At 42.9% G+C, this 20,318-nt stretch carries 22 protein-coding genes; 20 read left to right on the top strand and 2 right to left on the bottom strand.

Annotated features, from left to right (window positions below; translation table 11 throughout):
- Positions 1-362 precede the first annotated feature (362 nt).
- The 11 genes from G3352_RS01835 (at position 363) to G3352_RS01785 (ending at position 10,662) form a co-directional block, all read left to right on the top strand.
- The gene (locus G3352_RS01835) at positions 363-809 is read left to right on the top strand and encodes a RidA family protein (RefSeq protein ID WP_163753277.1); all 447 of its coding nucleotides are present in this window, start codon (positions 363-365) and stop codon (positions 807-809) included.
- Between the two features lie 5 nt (positions 810-814).
- Positions 815-1,405, top strand: a complete 591-nt coding sequence (locus G3352_RS01830; RefSeq protein ID WP_481856263.1) for a GNAT family N-acetyltransferase — start codon at positions 815-817, stop codon at positions 1,403-1,405.
- Positions 1,406-1,696: 291 nt separating this feature from the next.
- Positions 1,697-1,864: a hypothetical protein gene (locus tag G3352_RS01825; RefSeq protein ID WP_163753275.1), complete on the top strand. Its 168-nt coding sequence runs from the start codon at positions 1,697-1,699 to the stop codon at positions 1,862-1,864.
- A 40-nt stretch (positions 1,865-1,904) separates the two neighbouring features.
- Positions 1,905-2,717, top strand: coding sequence for a phosphotransferase family protein (locus tag G3352_RS01820; RefSeq protein ID WP_163753274.1), 813 nt, complete (start codon positions 1,905-1,907; stop codon positions 2,715-2,717).
- Positions 2,718-2,760: 43 nt separating this feature from the next.
- Complete coding sequence (locus G3352_RS01815; protein WP_163753273.1) at positions 2,761-5,070, top strand: class I SAM-dependent methyltransferase; 2,310 nt, start codon at positions 2,761-2,763, stop codon at positions 5,068-5,070.
- On the top strand, positions 5,067-5,654 hold the full coding sequence (locus tag G3352_RS01810; RefSeq protein ID WP_163753272.1) for a histidine phosphatase family protein: 588 nt from the start codon (positions 5,067-5,069) through the stop codon (positions 5,652-5,654). Before G3352_RS01815 ends, G3352_RS01810 begins: the two co-directional genes overlap by 4 nt.
- Before the next feature lie 71 nt (positions 5,655-5,725).
- A complete protein-coding gene (locus G3352_RS01805; RefSeq protein ID WP_163753271.1) occupies positions 5,726-6,646 on the top strand; it encodes a class I SAM-dependent methyltransferase in 921 nt (306 codons plus the stop codon).
- A 20-nt stretch (positions 6,647-6,666) separates the two neighbouring features.
- Positions 6,667-7,359 carry a 3'-5' exonuclease gene (locus G3352_RS01800; protein ID WP_163753270.1) on the top strand — a complete coding sequence of 231 codons (693 nt, stop codon included), beginning with the start codon at positions 6,667-6,669 and terminating at the stop codon, positions 7,357-7,359.
- Complete coding sequence (locus G3352_RS01795; protein WP_163753269.1) at positions 7,352-7,723, top strand: hypothetical protein; 372 nt, start codon at positions 7,352-7,354, stop codon at positions 7,721-7,723. The genes G3352_RS01800 and G3352_RS01795 overlap by 8 nt, the downstream gene beginning before the upstream one ends.
- A 180-nt stretch (positions 7,724-7,903) precedes the next feature.
- Positions 7,904-8,905: an ABC transporter substrate-binding protein gene (locus tag G3352_RS01790; RefSeq protein WP_163753268.1), complete on the top strand. Its 1,002-nt coding sequence runs from the start codon at positions 7,904-7,906 to the stop codon at positions 8,903-8,905.
- Positions 8,906-9,072: 167 nt separating this feature from the next.
- Positions 9,073-10,662: an AraC family transcriptional regulator gene (locus G3352_RS01785; protein WP_240342886.1), complete on the top strand. Its 1,590-nt coding sequence runs from the start codon at positions 9,073-9,075 to the stop codon at positions 10,660-10,662.
- Between the two features lie 56 nt (positions 10,663-10,718).
- Here G3352_RS01785 and G3352_RS31660 read toward each other — a convergent pair whose 3' ends face one another.
- Positions 10,719-10,946: a tyrosine-type recombinase/integrase gene (locus G3352_RS31660; protein WP_481856266.1), complete on the bottom strand. Its 228-nt coding sequence runs from the start codon at positions 10,944-10,946 to the stop codon at positions 10,719-10,721.
- 394 nt (positions 10,947-11,340) lie between these two features.
- Here G3352_RS31660 and G3352_RS01775 point away from each other — a divergent pair, with 394 nt between their 5' ends.
- The 8 genes from G3352_RS01775 to G3352_RS30770 all read left to right on the top strand — a co-directional run bounded on the left by G3352_RS01775 (position 11,341) and on the right by G3352_RS30770 (position 17,194).
- A complete protein-coding gene (locus tag G3352_RS01775) occupies positions 11,341-12,237 on the top strand; it encodes an FRG domain-containing protein (RefSeq protein WP_163753267.1) in 897 nt (298 codons plus the stop codon).
- Between the two features lie 192 nt (positions 12,238-12,429).
- A complete protein-coding gene (locus G3352_RS01770) occupies positions 12,430-13,116 on the top strand; it encodes a hypothetical protein (RefSeq protein ID WP_163753266.1) in 687 nt (228 codons plus the stop codon).
- Between the two features lie 810 nt (positions 13,117-13,926).
- On the top strand, positions 13,927-14,781 hold the full coding sequence (locus G3352_RS01765) for a HEPN domain-containing protein (RefSeq protein ID WP_163753264.1): 855 nt from the start codon (positions 13,927-13,929) through the stop codon (positions 14,779-14,781).
- Between the two features lie 108 nt (positions 14,782-14,889).
- Complete coding sequence (locus G3352_RS01760; protein WP_163753262.1) at positions 14,890-15,324, top strand: hypothetical protein; 435 nt, start codon at positions 14,890-14,892, stop codon at positions 15,322-15,324.
- A gap of 132 nt (positions 15,325-15,456) precedes the next feature.
- Positions 15,457-15,777, top strand: coding sequence for a hypothetical protein (locus G3352_RS01755; RefSeq protein ID WP_163753260.1), 321 nt, complete (start codon positions 15,457-15,459; stop codon positions 15,775-15,777).
- A 392-nt stretch (positions 15,778-16,169) separates the two neighbouring features.
- On the top strand, positions 16,170-16,304 hold the full coding sequence (locus G3352_RS31385) for a ParB N-terminal domain-containing protein (protein WP_275898403.1): 135 nt from the start codon (positions 16,170-16,172) through the stop codon (positions 16,302-16,304).
- Positions 16,301-16,777 carry a hypothetical protein gene (locus G3352_RS31020; protein WP_240342885.1) on the top strand — a complete coding sequence of 159 codons (477 nt, stop codon included), beginning with the start codon at positions 16,301-16,303 and terminating at the stop codon, positions 16,775-16,777. Before G3352_RS31385 ends, G3352_RS31020 begins: the two co-directional genes overlap by 4 nt.
- 168 nt (positions 16,778-16,945) lie before the next feature.
- Complete coding sequence (locus tag G3352_RS30770) at positions 16,946-17,194, top strand: hypothetical protein (RefSeq protein WP_205524651.1); 249 nt, start codon at positions 16,946-16,948, stop codon at positions 17,192-17,194.
- A gap of 147 nt (positions 17,195-17,341) precedes the next feature.
- Here G3352_RS30770 and G3352_RS01745 read toward each other — a convergent pair whose 3' ends face one another.
- Positions 17,342-17,719, bottom strand: a complete 378-nt coding sequence (locus G3352_RS01745) for a VOC family protein (protein WP_053779906.1) — start codon at positions 17,717-17,719, stop codon at positions 17,342-17,344.
- 251 nt (positions 17,720-17,970) lie between these two features.
- On the opposite strand from G3352_RS01745, the gene G3352_RS01740 reads away from it, so the two are divergent.
- Entirely contained in the window at positions 17,971-20,241 is a 2,271-nt protein-coding gene (locus tag G3352_RS01740) for a putative PEP-binding protein (RefSeq protein ID WP_163753258.1), read from the top strand.
- Positions 20,242-20,318: the final 77 nt, after the last annotated feature.

The raw sequence follows: 20,318 nt of genomic DNA, 5'->3' as shown, positions 1-20,318 counted from the left end.
GATTCCTCCTTCTATTCAATTCCATTGATTTTGAGAGTTATTGCTTCTATCGTAAAAGAAATGGTTTGAAATTACAATATAACGTTTTCAATATTTAAGGAATTATATATTTGTTAATTCATTAAAAATATCAATTGAATCTAACATCGTAAACTGCATCCTGTATTCTAGTTTAGAGGATTTAATGCTGATCGACATTTGAAATGTAATTAATTACTTATATAGAAGGAAAATATCCGTTCAACCCATTTTACATCTTGCGGTTCAAGAGCAACCGGCGTATATTGAGATTTAACTAAATTAGGAATAAATTGAAAGATTGATAGCTTGTAAAGACATTTTTGTACATAAAGGAGAAGCCGATGATACAGACCAGATTGGACGAATTGGGCATTGTATTGCCCCAAGCAAGTACGCCGGCAGCAAAGTATACTAATGCGGTGATTGTAAACGGAATCATGTATGTGTCCGGTAAAGGGCCGGATACGCGAAAGCGTGGCAAACTGGGGGACCAGTTTACGACGGAGCAGGGATATGAATTTGCCCGAAATGCTGCCATCGAGGTGTTGGCTGTCGTTCAGGATGTGCTTGGTTCACTGGATCGGGTGAAACGGGTGGTTAAAGTGCAGGGTTTCATCAATGCCACCGCCTCATACGAGGAGCACCATAAAGTGTTAAATGGGTTCTCGGATCTCATGCTGGATGTGTTCGGAGAACAGGGAACGCACGCCCGTTCCGTATTTGGCGCTGTATCCGTGAGGGATAACTTGCCGCTGATCATTGACTCGATTTTCCAAGTGGAGGAGTAGAGTTCATGACCAATCCCGCTTCAATGAATCCGTTAATGCTGTCTTTTCCCGAAAGTTTCGAAACACCGCGTTTGACCATTCGTGCCCCGAGGTGGGGAGATGGAGCGGCAGTGAATGAGGCAATTCGTGAAAGTGCGGAGCAATTACGTTTGTGGTTGCCTTTTGCCGAGAACATACCTTCACTGGAGGAATCGGAAGCGCATGCCCGCAAAGCCAGGCTGCAATTTCTGGAGCGTACCGACATGATGCTTCATTTACGTGACAGATTTACGGATGATTTCGTGGGCAGCAGCGGACTGCATCGAATCGACTGGAATGCACGTTGTTTCGAAATCGGTTATTGGATCAGAACTTCGCGTGCCGGTGAGGGTCTCATGACAGAAGCGGTCAGAGGGATTGAGCAGTTCGCAATAACCTATCTGGAGGCGAACCGGCTGGAAATTCGATGTGATGCCCGCAATGTGCGAAGTGCCAAAGTGGCTGAGCGCGCAGGCTATATTCTTGAAGGTGTACTGCGCAAGATGCGGCGTGATAGTACAGGTACGTTAGTAGATATGATGGTGTTTGCCAAGGTAAGAGGCGATGAGTTTGAATAAAATAGTTTGAATTGAGATAAGAAATGAATCGTAAGAATGATTTGAAAGAAAGAAACGGCTCCTGAAATAACACGTTGTGTTGTTCTCCAGAGCCGTTTCTTTGCTATGGCTGTCTTGAAGAAAAGTGAAGGCAAGTTCCACGATTCGCATGCGGCTAATTGCTGTAGTCATATCTGCAAGGCAGGGTCTGTACGGACGGACATGGAAATATTATTGAAATTTATTTCTTTGTAAGCTGATTCTGTTTCTACTATATATGATGTATTTGCTGTTACGACGCAGGGGGATATAATGAAGAAAAGGATCCAGAATGGAAGAAAGAATGATGCATCTTTTCATGCCATCATATATAAACGAAGCCAATTGGGCCAGGAACAAATCACCAACATGCAAGACAGCCACCGGACGATTGGCATTCAGGGAAATGAATGTATGATAGCTGTGGGTGAACATCAATAGGCAGAATGAATCAAGGCGTTCATATCAGGAGGAATGAAGAATGAGACGAATTGGGCAAGGAAGAACGGCTGAGATCTATGAGTACCCATCAAATCAGATTATGAAATTATACCATGCGGATTTTCCAACCGAAGCTGTCCAGAATGAGTTTCGAATTACCGAGGCAGTATTCCAAAAGGGCTTACCTGTTCCACAAGCAAGGTTGTATATGGATGATGTAACGCGCAAAGGGATTATATTTGAACGGATTGAAGGCAGCACAATGTTATCCCTCATGATTCAGGAGCCTGTGTTGATCGAAGAACTATCACGTCAAATGGCAGTCTGTCATCATAGCCTTCACGCCCAACAGGATGATGAAGGAGTATTCCCCACACAAAAGCAGATTCTTACTGGAGCCATTCGAAATACCTCGCTATTGTCGGAAGAGGATAAGACGCAGGTCATTGCTTATTTGTCGTCTCTTCCAGAGCGAAAGCAAATTTGTCATGGCGACTTTCATCCCGATAATGTCATGTTGAATGAAATGAGAGATCAATATTGGGTTATAGACTGGATGACAGGCATGTCGGGTGATCCAGCGGGTGATGTGGCACGCAGCTGGGTAATATTAATGAGCGGCACGTTGCCGGAGGATACAGACCCGGCTGTTCATAAGGGATTTGAATTGGCTCGCAATGTAATGTTGGATCAGTATATCCAACATTACATCCAGATTTCCGGGATATCCCGCCAGGAATTGGATGCCTGGATTCTGCCTGTCGCGGCTGCACGTTTAGACGAGAGGTTACCTGCAGTGGAAGCGGTTCAGTTAACCAAGCTTGTGCAGGATCGTATTCGTCTGCTGAAATGACATTTGTAGTTTAACTAACAAGGATAACGAGGTGAAGAAATCCATGCTGAACGCATTAAAGGCGATACAATCTTACAAGTCAGGCCATCTCCCGGAGGGGAAGCAGCCACTGTGGCTGCAGCTGCTGGCAGCGGCAGAGCAGCCGAATATTAACCTGGAACGCATTCATTCTATAGCTGAGCTGGAAGGCACGAATCCGGTACTGGATTACGTAGAACGCACACTCCAGGTGATGGAGCAGCTTCAAGTTTCTTTTTGGATGCGAGAAATTCTGGAGGATGTGCTGGTCTGGTCGGAAACGGCAAAGGCAGGATCACCGAAACAGCGGCGAAAATGGCAGAAACAGGGGGTTAACCTGTTCGTGCACAATGTTGGTTCAGCACAGCTATATGACATGTATGGAAGTGTTGGAAATTTGCATGGCAAGCAAGGCCATCGTGAGGACGAACATTCATCTCGATCAGAATCCTCGCGTGATTTATCAAATGATGATCCAAGCGGTAGTACACAAATTGTGCAAACAGCATATGGTTCACTCTCACCTCGGTATGAGATCATTCGTACCCTTATTGCCACACACGGACTTATTGGTCAGTACATAAGAGGAGAAATCCCATTTGCCGAAAATGCCCCGCTGCACTTGTTCATAACGCAAGGGTGGATGACCGCAGATGAATTGCAGGCCATCCTGATCGCATTAAATGAATGCATCATTGCTGGCGTTGATCCAACGTTGTGGAATCAAGTTCAGGCTGAAGTGCAGCGTATCGTAGGTTGGATCATTACAGAGCCGGATCATACAGATTGGAATGTGAAGGAGCGGCTGTCACGCTTACGGAGCTCATCTATACGTCAAGGAGAAGCGATGGATGAAGCATATGTCAAACTTCAAGCCGAGCTTGAGATGGAGAAACTTCTCGCTCCTTTGGCTCATCGGACCTTATGGTATGTGGAGTCAGCGATGCATGATTTTTCGTTGCAGGAGATGGTTAAGATCTTCCTTTTGACGCTGCACAGTGAGGCTATGGTGTTATCTGTAGATGATTTGACGATGAACAGCACAGGCATAGGCAGAGTAACCGAAGAAGAAGGAGTGGGCTTGAACTCGACTTCGCAGGAGCAACAATTGGATGTAGTGAGGCATATCAGCTTCGAACCATTAATGAACACGATGTATTACGATTATAAAGGTGTCAAGAAACTGAATATTTACAAGAAACGAATGATTGAAAAGTATTTGGAGCAATATTCGTGGGAGCAGATTGAAGAAGGTGAGACGATCACTTACCCCCATCTGACACATCGGATTGAACGGCACCCGGATTTGCGGGATACGGTATTTGTGACATTTGAATTTTCCCCGGCAGCCGAGAAGTTGATTGCATTCTGTATTGAAGCAGAAAAGTCTCCGTTATACGAGAAGGCTGTGCTGTTGTTATTTGACCTGTTTGGACTGCGTCGGGATGCGTATGATCGGTTCCATAATGAAGAGACGTATCTGGCCGATATGAACAGCTCAGGTGATTACAAGAAAGTACTGCTGGATTACATGGTTGGCAAACGTGTGCTCGATATCGGTCCTGGCGGTGGAATATTGCTCGATCTGATTGAACAGGAACGACCTGAGATGGAACCAATCGGCATTGATATTTCAGCGAATGTCATTGAGGCGTTGGAGCGCAAGAAGCAGCGGGAGGCACATAGCTGGCAAGTATTGAAGGGAGATGCTCTTCAACTGGATCAATACGTGCAGTCAGGCACGGTAGATACGGTTATTTTTTCATCCATTCTGCATGAACTGTATTCGTATATTGAACGTGACGGACGAAGATTTAACAGGGATACGGTCGTTGCTGCGCTAAGAAGTTCATTTAACGTGTTATCCCCCGGGGGCCGAATTCTGATCAGGGATGGTATCATGACTGAACCCGAAGCGCAGAAGCGTCGAATTCGTTTCCTCGAACCGGATGGGATGCGATGGCTGGAGCGGTACGCACAGGATTTCCAGGGACGCAGCATTGAATTCGAGCGAATCTCTGAGGACGAGGCGCTGCTGGATATCAACGATGCGATGGAATTTCTGTACACCTATACATGGGGCGAAGAAGCATATGTCCATGAGATTCAGGAACAATTCGGTATATTTACCCCATCGGCATATGAGCACTGTATTCGCGAAGCGCTGGGTGAGCAAGCCGAAATTATTACATTCCGGCACTTTCTGCAAGAAGGATATACGGAGGCGCTTGGAGAACGAATTATATTTATGGATGAACAGGGTCAACCTTCACCTTTGCCAGACAGCACCTGCCTGATCGTGATTGAAAAGAAGAAAGGAATGGCGGACAGATGACGAATGAAGCCAACACGGCTTTATATTTTGTAAGGCATGCGGAATCTGAATATATGGAAGGGCAGGAACGCGAGCGAGGTCTGACGGAACAAGGGAAAAGAGATGCGGCTAGCGTTGCGGGTTTGCTCCATCGGGAGCAGATCCAGTTGTTTTACTCCAGTCCGTATAGACGGGCCGTGGATACCATTCAGGGGTTGGCCGAAGTGTCAGGTGGCATTGTGGTCACCGAAGAGGATTTGCGTGAGCGTGAGCTGTCAGGTCCTGAAGTGAAGCATGAACATTTTCAGGAAGCCAAACAAAGGCTCTATGATGATCCTACATTTGCTTATTCAGGTGGAGAATCCGGCGAAGTCGCTGGGACGCGGGCAATCGCTGTTATACAGCGTATCCTGGATAGGCATCCGGGACAAAAAATAGTGATTGGCACCCATGGGGATATCATGACGTTGATTTTCAATTATTATGATCCGTCCTACGGTTATGACTTCTGGGCAAATACAACGATGCCGGACATCTACAAGCTGGAGTTTGATCGTGAAGGCAGGCTGGTTCAGGTAACACGATTGTGGGAAGAACAGGTGTAGTTTCTCTAGGTAACATGTTCTAACGACGTTAGGAGGAGATGATACTGAACCTCAAGTTGGTAGAGTCCTTTGTGGAGCAACAAATCCTTTTTAACGACAATAAAAGTTTATTTTATATTGGAGGCAAGTCTACATTAGGGCCATCTCCGCGAACGTTGTGCTGGCTAATGGAATATCGCGCTCAAGTGGCAAAAGCATTAGAACGTATTTTTACAGATGGATTATTGAATCATTTTACAATTAAACTAGCAGAGCAAGGAATCCGCCATTTTATCCAGGTGAACCAGTTTATGCAGTTTACGAGCAAAGACAAGTTGCAATTGGCAGAATTATATAAAGAACAATTTATGCGGATCTGGTCTCTTTTGCAGAATGAGAGGGCAGAGGGAGAGGTATTACAGAAATTTTTCCAGAGGCATTATCAACAGTTAAAAACATTTCTAATACAGACTAACGGGGAGGACTTGTTTAAAAAATATACAATGGATCCACAGCTGTTCTGGGTGCCGTGTGAGGAGTATTCGGCGGATCTGCAGGTATCCTGGCTCGGCTTGGATAAAGAGCATCTGCATCAACCGGTGCTTGATCTTGGCTGCGGTCCGCAGGCCAATTTGGTCCATCTTTTGCGTAATAAAAAAATAGAAGCTTATGGGATGGACAGACAGGTGGATGAATCGGAAGATCGGCCGTTTTTGCGACGTATGGGCTGGATGGAATCTTCATTTGAACAAGAACAGTGGGGGACAATAATATCCCATTTGGCATTCTCCAACCATTTTACACATCATCATCTCAAGGCAGATGGCGATCCAGAAGCATACGCTCAGAAATATATGGAGCTATTAAGAGCGCTAAAACCAGGAGGTTCCTTCTTCTATGCGCCGAGTGTTCCTTTCATAGAGTCATTCGTAGATCAACTACCCCAGTACTTTGTACGTCGAACCTGGATAACACCAACACAGCAAATGACGCGAATTACGCGGCTGGATTAGATGAAAAAGGGGAGAGTCGAATGAAGATTACGTTTATGCCGGATACGTACACTGTTGAAGAGCTAAGAGTCTCTCATTTGCAAGATAGGACGTACTGCATATTTGATCTAGAGGGCACAGGGATTAATCCGGCAGAGGAAAGTGTGACCCAATTTGGTGCAATGAACTACAAAAAAGGAGAATCATTAGATTTATCGTTTACTTCACTTGCATGTGCCTCTAAACCGATTCCGGAAGCGGTCGCGAAGTTAACGGGTATTTCAAATGAGGATATGATCCAGGCTCCCTCATTTGCAGAAGCATACCAGGCTTTTCTGGAATTCATCGGGGATAAGGTATTAGTAACGCAGGCGGGTTATGAGTATGATTTGCCCATATTGAAACGACATTGTGATATGAATGGGCTGATGATGTTTTCCAATCCGGTGTTGGATACAAAAGCGATGTTTACATATATTCATCCTGAGATCTCCGAGGTTATCTCTACTGATTTTCTGATCCGGTATTATGATCTGAATACAGACGGAATTCACAGGCACAATGCCTTAGCTGATTGTAGTGTGATTGCTCGTATTTTTGAGCATGTCCTGAATGAATATCAGGCTCTTGCATTGGATCATTTTACTGCGGATGGGGAACGTGAGATGAAGCGTTTTGTGATTCCCGAGATGTATTTGACAGCACCGAATGGAGGAGGGAAGTCGGATGAGTAGAGTGGATGCGGAACAATTGCTGGCTGATATGAATGAGGGGCGGATTCTTAGTCAGCAGACATTCGAAGGACTGGATGTGGAAGCCTATCTGGATCAACGGGATGCTTCCGAATTTGCCGATGAGTGGATGCAGGCATTTGAACGGTTTACTCAGTCTGACGTCGTGGAAGAAGAAGTGCTTCGTGCAAGCAGGGAACTGGCTTTCAAACGAACGATTGCTCTTGCGGGCGATCCTGAACTGGCCGGATATGTCAGTGATGATATTGGATTGATTGGCGCTGCCCTGTTACAGGACGAAATGCAGGATTCATTTGTTATGCAATTACTTGAACGTTATCAACAAGGTACATTGCCCCTGCGTTAAGCGGGGGTGAAGGTTGTATATTCTTTTCGTTTGTATAAAAAAATAGCTGCGAATGTGTATTGTGAGTTTTGCACAGCATAAGGTACAATTCATCTAAGCATTGAGTGAGAATGATAATCATTATTCATAAAGCATGTTCTCACCGATACAACAACAGATTACATAGGGGTGAAGGGTATCATGGTAAGGTTCAGTAAAGGCTTCAAAGGGTGGACGATCATACTGCTACTCATGGTTGTAGTTATATCGGGCTGTAGTGCAAATTCTGAGTCAAAAGCAGAAGAGGCTCCTGCATCTGAGACAGCGGTTTCGGATGGCAGTACACCTGAAACAACAGAAAAAGAAGCAGAGACACGTGTCGTTCAGGATGAATTTGGTGATGTGACGATCCCGGTGCATCCGCAGCGGATTGCTGGTATCTATGTGGAAGATTATCTCAAGGCTCTCGATATCACACCTGTAGTACAGTGGTATAATCCGATGTGGGGTGTGCAGGAATATCTGGATCTGGATGTGCCTCAATTCGATACTACAGGTAGCATTGAGGCTTTGTTGGAGTATGATCCGGATCTCATCATTGTGGATGGTGGAGCGGACATGGAGAAATATGAGATGTATTCAAAGGTGGCACCGACCTATCGCCTGCCTGAAGATATTTTGCAGGATTCCAATCAAATCTTGACGACTATTGCCGATGTTGTCGGTAAACCGGACAAGGGTAAAGAAGTTGTTGCGGCATTTGAGGCCAAGATTGCAGATGCTAAGGCGAAACTTCAGGAAGCCGTTGGGGATGAGACCGTAGCGGTTGTCCGATTGAATATCAGCAATAATACATTGGCATTGTTCGGTGTGAAAAATCGATTTACCGGATTTCTTTATTCGGAGCTTGGTCTAACACCTCATCCTCTGGTCGCCAAGATGGAAGAATATCAGGAAATTCTGTCCGAAGAGGCTTTTCCAGAGCTTGATGCGGATCATATTATTGTATTTCCATCCAATGGAGAGTGGTCATCTCCAGAGAACAAGGAAGCTTTGAAGGTGCTGGATAGCAAGTTGTGGAAATCTCTGCCGGCAGTCAAAAACAACCATGTGTACATGATGGAAAGATCGTATTGGCAATCAGGTGCGATTACGGCAAACACAATGAAGATTGATGATCTCTTGCAAAAAATGACGCCATAAGCCCTTTTCCATAAGAAAGTTCTTCCCTCAGGGTTGAAGAGCTTTCTTTTTTCGTTTACACTATTGTAAATGATAACAATTCTCAATTAAGGAAGATGAATATGTGCCCCACGATTGTACAACTGATTCCCAAGCCCTGGTTATGCTTGCTTCAACATATGAAATACATGGATTATAGCCAAGTCGATATCGCCAACAGGCAGACATATAACAAGACATCATCACACACTCTTTTCGTAGTGACGGGTGGGCATGGCTCAATAGACTCTTTGGACAATAGGGACACTCGTCTGGAAAAAGGGATGATTATGTTTGTTCCAGCTGGACGTACCATTGTGATTGAAGGCTCCTGTGAGCTGCAATATTATAGACTTGAGCTGATGGTAGCTGAGGTGAAAGAAGATAAGGCCAGTAGGTTGAGTATAACAGGTGAAACGGTGCAACAAGAGCCGCCAGCCTTTATATCAGATCCAGATCGGTTGCCTCTTCTTGAGCTGAATTATAGTCCATGGAGTTCCTGTCTGAAATCGTTGGAACAGATATTGCGTGGGCTGACTGCTCAAGATTGGTTGGACCAATGGAAGATACAACTGCGTTTTCAGGAGTGGTTCCGTGTGCTGCTTCGGCAAAATGATCCCGAGATTGAATCGCCGGATGACCGTGCACGGCTTCAAAGCTCGATTCGTTATATTCGCGAACACTATGATCAGCCCATAACGGTTGACGATCTGGCAGCAGAGATCCGGCTTACCAGATCCAGTTATACCCGACAATTCAAGGAGATCACAGGCAAGCTTCCGCTTGATTATGTAAATGCTGTACGATTGGAGCATTCCAAACTGCTGTTACAGATGACCGATGATCGCTTGCATGATATTGCACAGAATGTGGGATTTAATAACGAATATTATTTTGGTCGCCGATTCAAGCAATATACAGGTGTTTCACCAGGATTGTATCGGCGACATCACCGTCAAGAGGTGCGTGTGTTTGCTCCGTATCTGGAGGACTTTGTTCTTGCCCTTGGAATAAAACCGATACTTCAAACATCCCATCGTTCTTGGGGAAGACAGCAATATTTAGGGTTGGAAGATGTTCCTGAATTTGATGTTTCTCAGCTGGACATAGGGTTTAATGAGACGAATGTACCTGAATTTATTATGCTGAACAACGGCTATCAACGCTGGAATCTGGAGCGGTTTGAGCAAGTAGCCCCGACATTTTATATGGAGCACGAGGGAGAGGATTGGCGATCCATTTTGAAATCGACAGCAGATGTACTGGGGAAAGTGAATCGGGTTCAGGATGTAATAGGTGCCTATGAGGATAAAGCCGTTGAGGCCAAGGGACAGTTGGCACGTCATGCGCGGGGACAAACGGTAGCTCTTTTACGTATTTCGTCATCTGAAATTATACTCTACGGGAACCAATATGGTTACGTAGGACCGGTATTGTATCAAGATCTCGGATTGACCCCGCATTTCCGTGTACAGCAATGGGCGAGTCAAAGTAGAAGAGTCGGTATTGGGCTTGAGCAGCTGAGTCAGCTTGAAGCAGATCATCTCTTTATTACATTTGACAATATGGATTCTGCCTATCCCGGAGAGGAACGGAAGCTCCTGGAAAGAGACGAGTGGAGACGGCTGCCTGCAGTAAAAAGTGGTCACGTATATGAGGTGGATTTTATGACCTGGATGAATTATGGTGTTATATCCCATGGGAAGAAGATCGATGATATATTGCGTTTTATGGCCTGAATTAGACAACACGTGAGGACTAAATTAATTCAAAAAATCACATTCTCTGCAAAATCTCACAATTGAATTATACTTGAGTAATGTAAACGGATTTTCTCATTCGCGTTTTTCTTCATTTTTTTAGTCACTTGAGTATAGACTTTAAGTGTTGTTTTTGCGTCATCGTGTCCTACTCGTTCCATGATAGTTTTTAAATCAATCTCAGCTTCGGCTAGCATTGATACATTTGTGTGTCTGAAAATGTGAAGGGTTGCCTTCTTTTTTATATTTGTTTGTTGCTTAATCTTTGGCGCTTCATTAATTCAATACGAGCTTCGGCAGCATCCATAACTTCCTGTATTATATCTACCCTTCGAACAGACCCCTTCGTTTTAGGAGGGGGCAAGAAGTAATTTCTTATATTATTTTTTTGGGGAATCTATAGTTTTTGTGATGCGTATCTCATTTGTATCAAAGAAAAAATCTGAATCCTTTAACGAACATAGCTCTCCTGACCGCATTCCTGAGAAAGCTAATAGGTGAAATATTTCGTTATCCATAACTCTCCGTGTTCCTTAACTGCTAATAGGAACTCTGCCAGTTCATCCTTTTCACGTATTTTTTCTTTAATCGGATCATTTTCTATATTTCTTCTACAGTAAGTGGTTTCGATGGTATGGTTGCTTCAGTTGTGGAGAGATGGGGATCAGCGATAGCACTTATAGATGCGAGAAAAACGGTGTACTTCGTTTGTTAGCAGCTGCATTAATATCAGAAAAGTATATAGAGATCGAGGCAGGATATTATCCGTCTCGAGCTCTATATAGTAAAATAATTAAACAATTAATAAATGGAGGTATTAATATGGAATTTTCACCGGAATTAATTAATTTTTTTAACGAGATACGTGAGTTTAAAGAATTTCATGGTGGAAGAGAAATATGGTTTCGAGGTCAGACTCATGATTTTCCACTAAATTCAGGATTGTTCAGGCCGGGTAAAGTGAGGTCCTTAGCACAAATAAAGCAATCTGAAAAAAGTTCATATCGATATTTCTTGAGTTTAGGCCACCCTTATCTGAATGGAGAAAAAGATTGGGAGCTTCTATTCATAATGCAACACCATGGAGTAAGAACAAGATTACTAGACTGGACGCCAGCTTTGATGAATGCTTTATATTTCTGTGTTGAAAATCCAGGAGATCAAGTTTTGTGGTTGTTGAATCCCAGCGCATTGAATTACTTGAACGGACTGGGCACGACAATTCTTACTCTGCCAATAGATGTTTCTTATGAAGAATTGCTTGAATCTACGACTAAAAAATTTCTGACTGCTGCTATTCATCCAGTTAGAAACAGCGCTAGACAAGTGATTCAACAAGGAATGTTTACAATTCAAGGTGATTCTAATGTACCCTTGGAATTTGAATGGGGAGGAGACATTATAACTAGAAACATTCTGAAAAAGATACCAATTTCTAAAACCTTAGAACAGGATATTAAGTATTTTCTGCAGTTAAGTAATATTGATTATTTTACTGTTTATCCTGATTTAGACGGATTAAGTAAACATTTAAACAAACGAATCTATGACTGATATTTGCTTGATATTTGATTGCTTAATAAGATGGTTGGACTTTTTACGTGATATATTTGTATTGTGGAAATCGAGCGAGAATGAAACATACAGCTGCTATAGCTGCATATGACTGGGGCGTTCCCCTTCTCGCTTATTAGAATAAAAGTAGTGATTTTAAATTCGACATAAATAGAGGGGATTTTCACTTTAATGTCGAATGTGTATTTAGAAAAGGGGGTGAATCTTATCAGTCAATGGTGGTACATAACCGGTTCTATTCTTTTGCTTTTTTTAATAACAACATATATTAAAACTGTAGTAGTAAACTATAGAATTATGAAAACAAAAGAATTCAAAAAGTTTAAGTGGATCTTAACCGACTACTATGTCTTACTTGGGCCCTGGACAACAAAATCTCTTCTTGCAAAAACTGACAAGATATTAAGTATGGAAGATGAGATAAATGAATTCTATGTATCCGAGCTTAAAAAGCAGATAAAGTTTAGAAGTGGAATGAAAAAAATTGATACGATTATTAAAGTTTTAAATAATAAAAAATTGAGTACTCATGAGAGATATATATTAAGAAGTTATATTGAATCGGACGATGTAGAAGACGTTAATTTTATGCAAATAATATCGCTATTCGTCTCAATGATAGTTGCTATATTTGTTGGTGTTACAGCTGCTCGACTAGGTACTGCGGATAATACGCAAACGTATGTGACCTTCTTTTCAGCATTACTATTGGTTGCTATATATGTTATTTCTCTTTTTTCCTTATCAAGACACCGTTCCAAGGCAAAATTTATTAGAATTGCACTGGATCGGTATGAAAAAGATATTGAAGCTTTAAAAATTAATAGTAAAGTAGCTATAGAAATTAAACAGAACTAGTTATATTTAAGTATTAAAATGTCATTTTTGTTCAAAAAGATGGCTTTTTCTTTTCATTAATTATGTGAGTTAGTGAGACTAATTAGACTTATGCTGGGTAAAGGTGTTCACCTAGTGCGAAATAGTGAAGAAATCAGAGGGAAAAGTGCACTGAAATGATTGATCAAGGTCTATCATTTTCATGCAATTGACCTTGGTTGTGGCCCTTCAGTAAAAAGGTCTTGTTCTTCCTCTATAGTTACAAGGTTCGTATGCTTTTAACGCAAAGAGCGCAGCGTTTTTGCTCCGGATGGGACGGACACCATTTTTTAATCTTGTAGGAGGTGTTGAGCTGAATATATTCGGAGAAGCCGGAACAAGTACATTTAAAGTAATGTCAGTAACAATGATAGAAACTTTAGGATTTTATCTAGCTTTACCATTAGTAGTAGCAGCGTTGTTGGTCCGATATGTTTTTAGGTTGAAAGGCCAGACGTTTAACATTGTATTCGGTATACTTGCTATCGGTTGTATGTACTTATTTGTTTATAAGGGCATTCCTCATTTTGAGATCGCGTATGAAAGCAGATTATCTAAATAATACATATCACATTAAAGTCGTTCCTCACTGGATCGGCTTTTTTTATTGGAGGAATTGAAGTGATCAGCAGCAGAAGCCGGAAGAAGAAACACATTCGTCCCAGAAAGCAGCCAGAGAATTGCAAAGGTTGTGTATGGGGTGGATGGGATCGCACAGTTTTGTAGTAGACCTAGATGTGTTAAGCCAAGAAATATATTACAATAATAAATATAGTAAACAGGAGGTAGAAAATGGAGAAAACCACCGAACATGTTGTATTAGAAAACGTCAAGCTTGATGAATCAGTAGTTATATTGAATGAGTATTTTTCGTTGATTCAAGATAGAGAAGACACAATAATTGCTTGGAATCAGGCTGAGCAAACATCATATGAAAGTAGTCCAACTATTTTTTATGACTGCTTAAGGTTGGCTTTACCTAAAGTGAATTTAAGGGTAAGAAAAATGGCTGGGTTTGATGAAGGTCATTTCTATTCATTGAATAAAGGAAAAAACTCTTTATTTATTAATTATTATGGTTCTAAAAGCATAAATGTATCAAGTGCACCAGATGATGTTTACCTTATAAGCGATTCTGATATACAACACGTTAAAAAAGTAATGGGCTTAGTTCATGAACATAGCCAAATTCAGCATACAGCTATGTCTAATTCTGAATGGAAGACAACTGAATGGTCATACGCATATAATAATTATTTGCACTCTTGTTCCAGTCCTTATTTAGAGCAAGCTATTCTCAGTATTATCACCGCATTAGAAGCTTTATTGGTTAACGGAAGTGATCAAGTTAGTTATCGTGTCTCCTTAAATGCGAGTCTGTTGACTGAAGAGGATGAAGATAAAAGAAAACAAACATTTAACTTGATTAAAGACATGTATAATTTAAGGAGCAAGGTAGTTCATGGTGATATTTCTGGATTCGTAAAAAACATTGCTAGACCGGATATCTATGATAAATATTTTAAATTAAAAGAGATACTATCTACAATTTTGATTAGAACCTATAAGATTCCTACCAAGACTATACTCTCTCAGATAGAGGGTACAATTTTTAAAGCACCATCAGTTGTCATTGAAAGCCTTTAAGCACCCATCAGGGTGCTTTTTCTTTTGCTTTTGAGAGGGAAATCCCTTATTTATGTCGAAACTTGGTAACTAAGGGGGAATTCAAAGAAACCGGAAGATTTAAAAAACATGCAATTCAAAATGCCTAAATTAGATACAGCGACTCATGATTTATTGTCTCGTATGAATAACGTGAACGGTTTAAACAGAGCCATGGATGAAATATCAGAATTGAACGGTAAAAAGAGTGAAAGCGAAGAACAATATAAGCATGATGTTCTTTCTTTGCTTCAAGGGATTGAAAAGAACACAGGTGGAATAGCGGATCTCGTGAGATTTGTACATTCAAGCAACGAAAAGCAGGATCAAGTTATTGAACTGCTTAGCGAAATGATGATCATAATTGCTGCAAAAACTAAAGAGGAAGCCGAAACAAAGTTCCAAAAAGCCTTAGGGAAAATACAGTCCCTAGGAACTACAGTGGAGTCTGTTCAAACTTTAATTGGATTATTAAATACCGTATACAATTCAGTTCAACCTTTGCTGAATAATATGAGTATCTAAATATGGTGCTTTTCTATTACTCTCATATGACCGAATGTGAGCTGTTCTGAGCCTATTTCAGCGGGAACATACATTCGCAGTTCGGTCTATTGAAGAGCGGAGAACAGCATCTGAACGAGCGTACGCATGCATATGATGGTACCCAAACGTGGAAACCAACTCAACACAAATATAATTTTTGACCAACCTCATTTTTTGTCTGATACTGGAAGATACTATTTCAGAAAAAAGGGTGGAGTGAAATACTTGAATAAAATATTGAAACATCCAGATTGGTTTGTGCTTAGCATGGTGATAGTAGGGTATATTGGTATTACCATTGTAATAATTTTCTCAGGTGAGCAGTCGCTAGCAGAAAAAAGAGACTTGTATAAAATGATGGCTAGCACTAACATTACACTGGCTTTAGGATTTGCTGCCATATTGATTGCTGTTGATCGAAAAGGTCCTTAACAGTTGGTATTACAGCTTATATTCTATTTATGTTACTAAATTCTATTCAGTTAATGTTGAGCTACTCTAACATTTTTGTAGAATCAGTAGTTATGAAAAATGGTTTTATTGTATCAAAAATTTGTTTTGCACTATCACTGGTATCAACATTCTCACTTATGAAGCGTGTAATCATGAGATTTAATAAATGAATTTTGTAATGACTGTGGCTTATCTGCTACAGTCATTTTTATTACACTAAAAAGGGTAATATATATGAACATCAGAATCGTGCCGGTCGGTCAGATTAGTGCAGTAGCTTATAACCCCCGGGTTGATCTTCAGCCTGGCGACTTTGAATAAGAGAAGCTTCGCCGCAGCATAGAGGAATTAGGTTATGCGGAGCCAATCGTATGGAACGAACGGGGAACATGGTCGGTGGCCATCAACGGTATAAGATCATGGTCAATAAGCTTGGCCATACTGAGCTGCAAGTTTCTGTCGTGGATCTGGACGATCAACAAGAACGGCTCTTAATATCGCTTTGAACAAAGTATCTGGTCGTTGGGATGATGAAGCGTTAGCCAGGTTGTTGGACGAGCTCCAGGAAAGCGGTGCAGATTTAACACTGTCAGGCTTCGACCAGGCGGAATTCGACGATCTGATCGAAGAGTTCGGTACTATACCCGATACGGAAATTGAAGTTCGAGTCGTTGAGGATGATTTTGACGTTCAAGGTGCATTGGACAATATCCGCGAGCTTGAGACACAACGGGGCGATATTTGGCAGCTTGGTCCCCATAGATTGATGTGCGGAGATTCTACCAGTGAAGAGGATATAGGTTGCCTGATGGATGGGGAGCTGGCCGACTTGGTAGTGACCGACCCGCCATACAATGTTGCTATAGAGAGCGATTCAGCCCGTTTGGCCGCGGCCGGAGCAGCATACAGAACGACGACATGCCCGCAGAGGAATTTGCGGGCTTTTTGCATGCCATTTTTGAAAGATACTCCGGCTTGATGGAGCCAACTGCTGGGATATACTTGTTTCATCCTTCTTTTTATCAACGGGAATTTGAGGATGCCATGAACGCTTCGGGTATTGTTGTTCGGAGTCAGTGAGTGTGGGTTAAGAATGCTGCATCATTCGGCTGGTCACAGTATCGCTGGCAGCATGAGCCTGTTTTCTATGACATATAAAAGGAAGGCTCCCGGTTGGTACGGCGATCGTCGGCAAACTACGGTGTGGCGTGCTGGCCTGTCAGTAGAAGAGCCTGAGCAGTCCACGGTCTGGGAGGTATCCCGTGGAGATGTTGGGAAGTACATTCATCCAACACAGAAGCCTCTTGAGCTCTTGGCCATACCAATTGATGAACTACGGAGTTATATCCCATGGCAAGGAAATCGACGATATACTGCGGTTTATGGCTTGACGTAACCCATCACGTGGAATTTCTGCAAAAACAAAATGGGAAAACAGCGATGTATGCAGGTAGGTTTGCATTTGAACAAAATATATAGAAAAAAGCCTGTTCACTACTGAACGGGCTTTTTGATGTGGTATTACTCAGGTGATCCAGGAGATTTAATTTTTCTCCATAACAGCAAAGTAATTGTTTTCGTCATCTGCAAAGTTGAATACTCTTCCACCAGGCATCGTTACAATCTCGCCAACCGTAACTTGTTTATTGGATAAGTGAGTGTAAAGTTGATCCAAGTTATCTGTGAAAAGCATGAGAGATGGTGTGCCAAGGTTTAATTCAGGGGACATTTTGGCAACGAATTCTTTGTCGTGCAGGATAATGGTGGTTTGAGCATCCTTCACAGGAGCAATCTCGATCCAGCGCATGCCATTCCCATTGACTTCGTTAACGATATGGAAACCTGCTTTTTCCGTCCAAAATTGAAGAGCCTTATCCTGATCATTTACATACAACATAATTTGTCCGACTTGAGTAAACATTGATTTACACTCCTTATATACGTAGTTGATCATGGTTGAAGCAGGTATGCGTTTGTATGTAGCTTTTTAAATTGAGTCAAGCATTATATTACCATATACGAGCGCCCAACATACAACTTCAATTCAAGCACAAAAAGAGGACGCATATGTCCTTGACTGCCGTATTGCGACATACCATTAGATAAAGGACAATTCGAGTGACCGAATTGCCTTTTAAGCACAGCCATGTAATGGCAGATGGGAGCGCTGTAATGACAAAACGGGTAGTTCTATTGGAAGAAGGTACGGCAGAGATGAAAGGGCTGATGGGTAGTAAAGGGGCTGGACTTGCGGCGTTGCTCCAGGCAGGTTGGCCCGTTCCGGCCGGATTCATTGTAACAAAGGAAGGCTGTCGCGCGTTCTGTACCCGTCTTGCACATCTTTCAGCTGAAGGAGCCCAAGAGATTGGCAGCGCAATTCAGCATCTTGAGAAGCATTCCGGCAAAATCTTCGGCGATTCCTCAGCACCGCTGCTGCTTGCCGTCCGGTCAAGTGAAACGTGTTCCCGTGGTACAGCATCCCAGGCTTTGCTTTATGTAGGACTGAATGATGTGACGGTGGAAGGTTTCGCGAGGCAAACGAATGATCGTCAGTATGCCCTTAATTGTTATCGAATTTTATTGCAGGATTATGGTCAACTGGTGCACGACATTCCGTATACCTTATTTGAAGAAAAATGGGGAGACATCTCGATACTCGATGAAGCGAAGCTAGAATTCGCCATCGCGGAATATAAACGCTTAATAGAAGAGAAAGGACGTCATCCTTTCCCTCAGGATGTGCAGTTACAGTTAAAAGAAGTGATGCGTGCAGTTTCTGATTCACAACGTGTTATACGGTCCAACTCCCAACAAGAGATTCTTCGTAATCCTTCTCCTTTCTCCGATGAAACTCAAGGAGCAGCTGTTCTTATACAGGTGATGGTCAATGGCGAGCGTGGTGACCGCAGCGGGTTCGGAACGGTATATTCTCGTCATCCAGGTACAGGGGAACGAGGTATGACAGGTGATTACGTTTCATCTGATGCTTCCTGGCGTGCAAATGAAGGACTGGATCAACTGCGGAGTGAAGAGTCGGAACTGTATGGTCTTTTGCAGGACGCTTGCGGTTATCTGGAGTCTCACACGAGAGAAGTACAGGAAGTCCAATTTGTTGTGGATACTGGGACCTTGTATCTTGTGGAAATCAGTGAAGCGAGGTTAACCTCACAGGCGACGCTGAGGAGTACTGTAGATTTCGTGGATGAAGGGGTAATCACCAAAGAGGATGCACTATTGCGTATCCAGCCTTGGCATGTGAAGGAATTGCTGAAAGCATCTCCAAATTTATCACCAGAGCTGCAACTTCTGCTTGAATGGGCAGATGAAATGAAGGGGCTTACAATACTTTCGAATGTGGATCATCCAAAGGACGCCGTGAAGGCTCGCGCGTTAGGGGCTGAGGGCATTGGATTGTGTCGGACAGAACAACTGTTGTTGTCTGCTTCGAGATTTCCTTTTGTACAGAAAATGATCCTGGCAGACAGCGAGGCTGAGCGCAAACGTGGACTGGAACGTCTGCTGCCAATGCAGCAGGCTGATTTTGAACAACTCTTCGAAGCGATGGATGGTTATCCGGTAACCATTCGATTGCTTGATCCGCCGCTGCATGAGCTACTGCCTGATATTGAAAGGTTAAACGAACAACGTGAACAGTTGGCTCTAAGGGCATTGGAGGAAAACAACACCGAAGTGCAGGAGCTTGAGCGTGTCATTCGCAGGGTGCTGGAATTGCATGAACAATATCCGTTACTAGGACAGCAGGACTGTCGACTGGGAACCGTGTTCCCGGAAATTTACGATATGCAGCTTGAAGCCATTTTTCGTGCAGCGGTGAAGGGCATCCGCAAAGGGTTATGGGTACGGCCTGAGATCATGATTCCTTTGGTGGGTCATGCCAATGAACTTCAGGTCATGAGAGATCTGGTGGATCATGTAGCGGACCAGGTGCTTGGAGAGGAGAAGCGTCATTGTCTTTACAGAGTGGGAGCACGGATTGAAGTTCCTCGAGCGGCACTGACCGCAGCTCCTATCGCGCGTCATGCGGACTTCTTCTCGTTTGGCACCGATGAGCTGACACAGATGACGTTTGGTTACAGTCGTCACAATACGGAGAAGTCATTCCTTCATTTTGTTGAGCCACAACGCTCATTGCTCAGCAATCCATTTCAGGTACTGGATATCGACGGAGTGGGGCAGTTGGTGGAGATGGCTCTCGTTCAGGGCCGAGTTCGGAAACCTCATCTAAAAGCAGGCATCTGTGGCGAGAATGCAGCCGATCCGGCTTCCATTGCTTTTTGCCACCGTATTGGTCTGGATTATGTAAGCTGTCTGCCAGAACAGGTACCGCTTGCTCGTATTGCTGCCGCCCAGGCGGCACTCCTTGCTCAGAAGCAGGACCCAAATGAGAACAGGCAGGACGGCGATATATCGACGATTGCGTAATGCTTCTGGTAAGCGATTAATGAGGTAATTGGATCGGCAGATGGTATAATACGGAAATGATAGAGAGGCAAAAGCTT

Origin of the sequence: Paenibacillus sp. ALJ109b, from assembly GCF_010747435.1 — a bacterium.
Lineage (GTDB): Bacteria > Bacillota > Bacilli > Paenibacillales > Paenibacillaceae > Paenibacillus > Paenibacillus taichungensis.
Note: the sequence above shows the minus strand (reverse complement) of the source record. Positions and strands in the feature narration are given on the sequence as shown.

Coding starts and splice junctions, on each gene's coding strand:
- G3352_RS01755 (WP_163753260.1), top strand. CDS start 15,457: ATGATGGTACCCAAACGTGGAAACCAACTCAACACAAATATAATTTTT.
- G3352_RS01825 (WP_163753275.1), top strand. CDS start 1,697: ATGAAGAAAAGGATCCAGAATGGAAGAAAGAATGATGCATCTTTTCAT.
- G3352_RS01835 (WP_163753277.1), top strand. CDS start 363: ATGATACAGACCAGATTGGACGAATTGGGCATTGTATTGCCCCAAGCA.
- G3352_RS01815 (WP_163753273.1), top strand. CDS start 2,761: ATGCTGAACGCATTAAAGGCGATACAATCTTACAAGTCAGGCCATCTC.
- G3352_RS01790 (WP_163753268.1), top strand. CDS start 7,904: ATGGTAAGGTTCAGTAAAGGCTTCAAAGGGTGGACGATCATACTGCTA.
- G3352_RS01775 (WP_163753267.1), top strand. CDS start 11,341: ATGGGGATCAGCGATAGCACTTATAGATGCGAGAAAAACGGTGTACTT.
- G3352_RS01745 (WP_053779906.1), bottom strand. CDS start 17,719: ATGTTTACTCAAGTCGGACAAATTATGTTGTATGTAAATGATCAGGAT.
- G3352_RS01810 (WP_163753272.1), top strand. CDS start 5,067: ATGACGAATGAAGCCAACACGGCTTTATATTTTGTAAGGCATGCGGAA.
- G3352_RS01765 (WP_163753264.1), top strand. CDS start 13,927: ATGGAGAAAACCACCGAACATGTTGTATTAGAAAACGTCAAGCTTGAT.
- G3352_RS30770 (WP_205524651.1), top strand. CDS start 16,946: ATGACATATAAAAGGAAGGCTCCCGGTTGGTACGGCGATCGTCGGCAA.
- G3352_RS31385 (WP_275898403.1), top strand. CDS start 16,170: ATGGAACGAACGGGGAACATGGTCGGTGGCCATCAACGGTATAAGATC.
- G3352_RS01785 (WP_240342886.1), top strand. CDS start 9,073: ATGGATTATAGCCAAGTCGATATCGCCAACAGGCAGACATATAACAAG.
- G3352_RS01740 (WP_163753258.1), top strand. CDS start 17,971: ATGACAAAACGGGTAGTTCTATTGGAAGAAGGTACGGCAGAGATGAAA.
- G3352_RS01830 (WP_481856263.1), top strand. CDS start 815: ATGACCAATCCCGCTTCAATGAATCCGTTAATGCTGTCTTTTCCCGAA.
- G3352_RS01795 (WP_163753269.1), top strand. CDS start 7,352: ATGAGTAGAGTGGATGCGGAACAATTGCTGGCTGATATGAATGAGGGG.
- G3352_RS01760 (WP_163753262.1), top strand. CDS start 14,890: ATGCAATTCAAAATGCCTAAATTAGATACAGCGACTCATGATTTATTG.
- G3352_RS01820 (WP_163753274.1), top strand. CDS start 1,905: ATGAGACGAATTGGGCAAGGAAGAACGGCTGAGATCTATGAGTACCCA.
- G3352_RS01800 (WP_163753270.1), top strand. CDS start 6,667: ATGAAGATTACGTTTATGCCGGATACGTACACTGTTGAAGAGCTAAGA.
- G3352_RS01770 (WP_163753266.1), top strand. CDS start 12,430: ATGTCGAATGTGTATTTAGAAAAGGGGGTGAATCTTATCAGTCAATGG.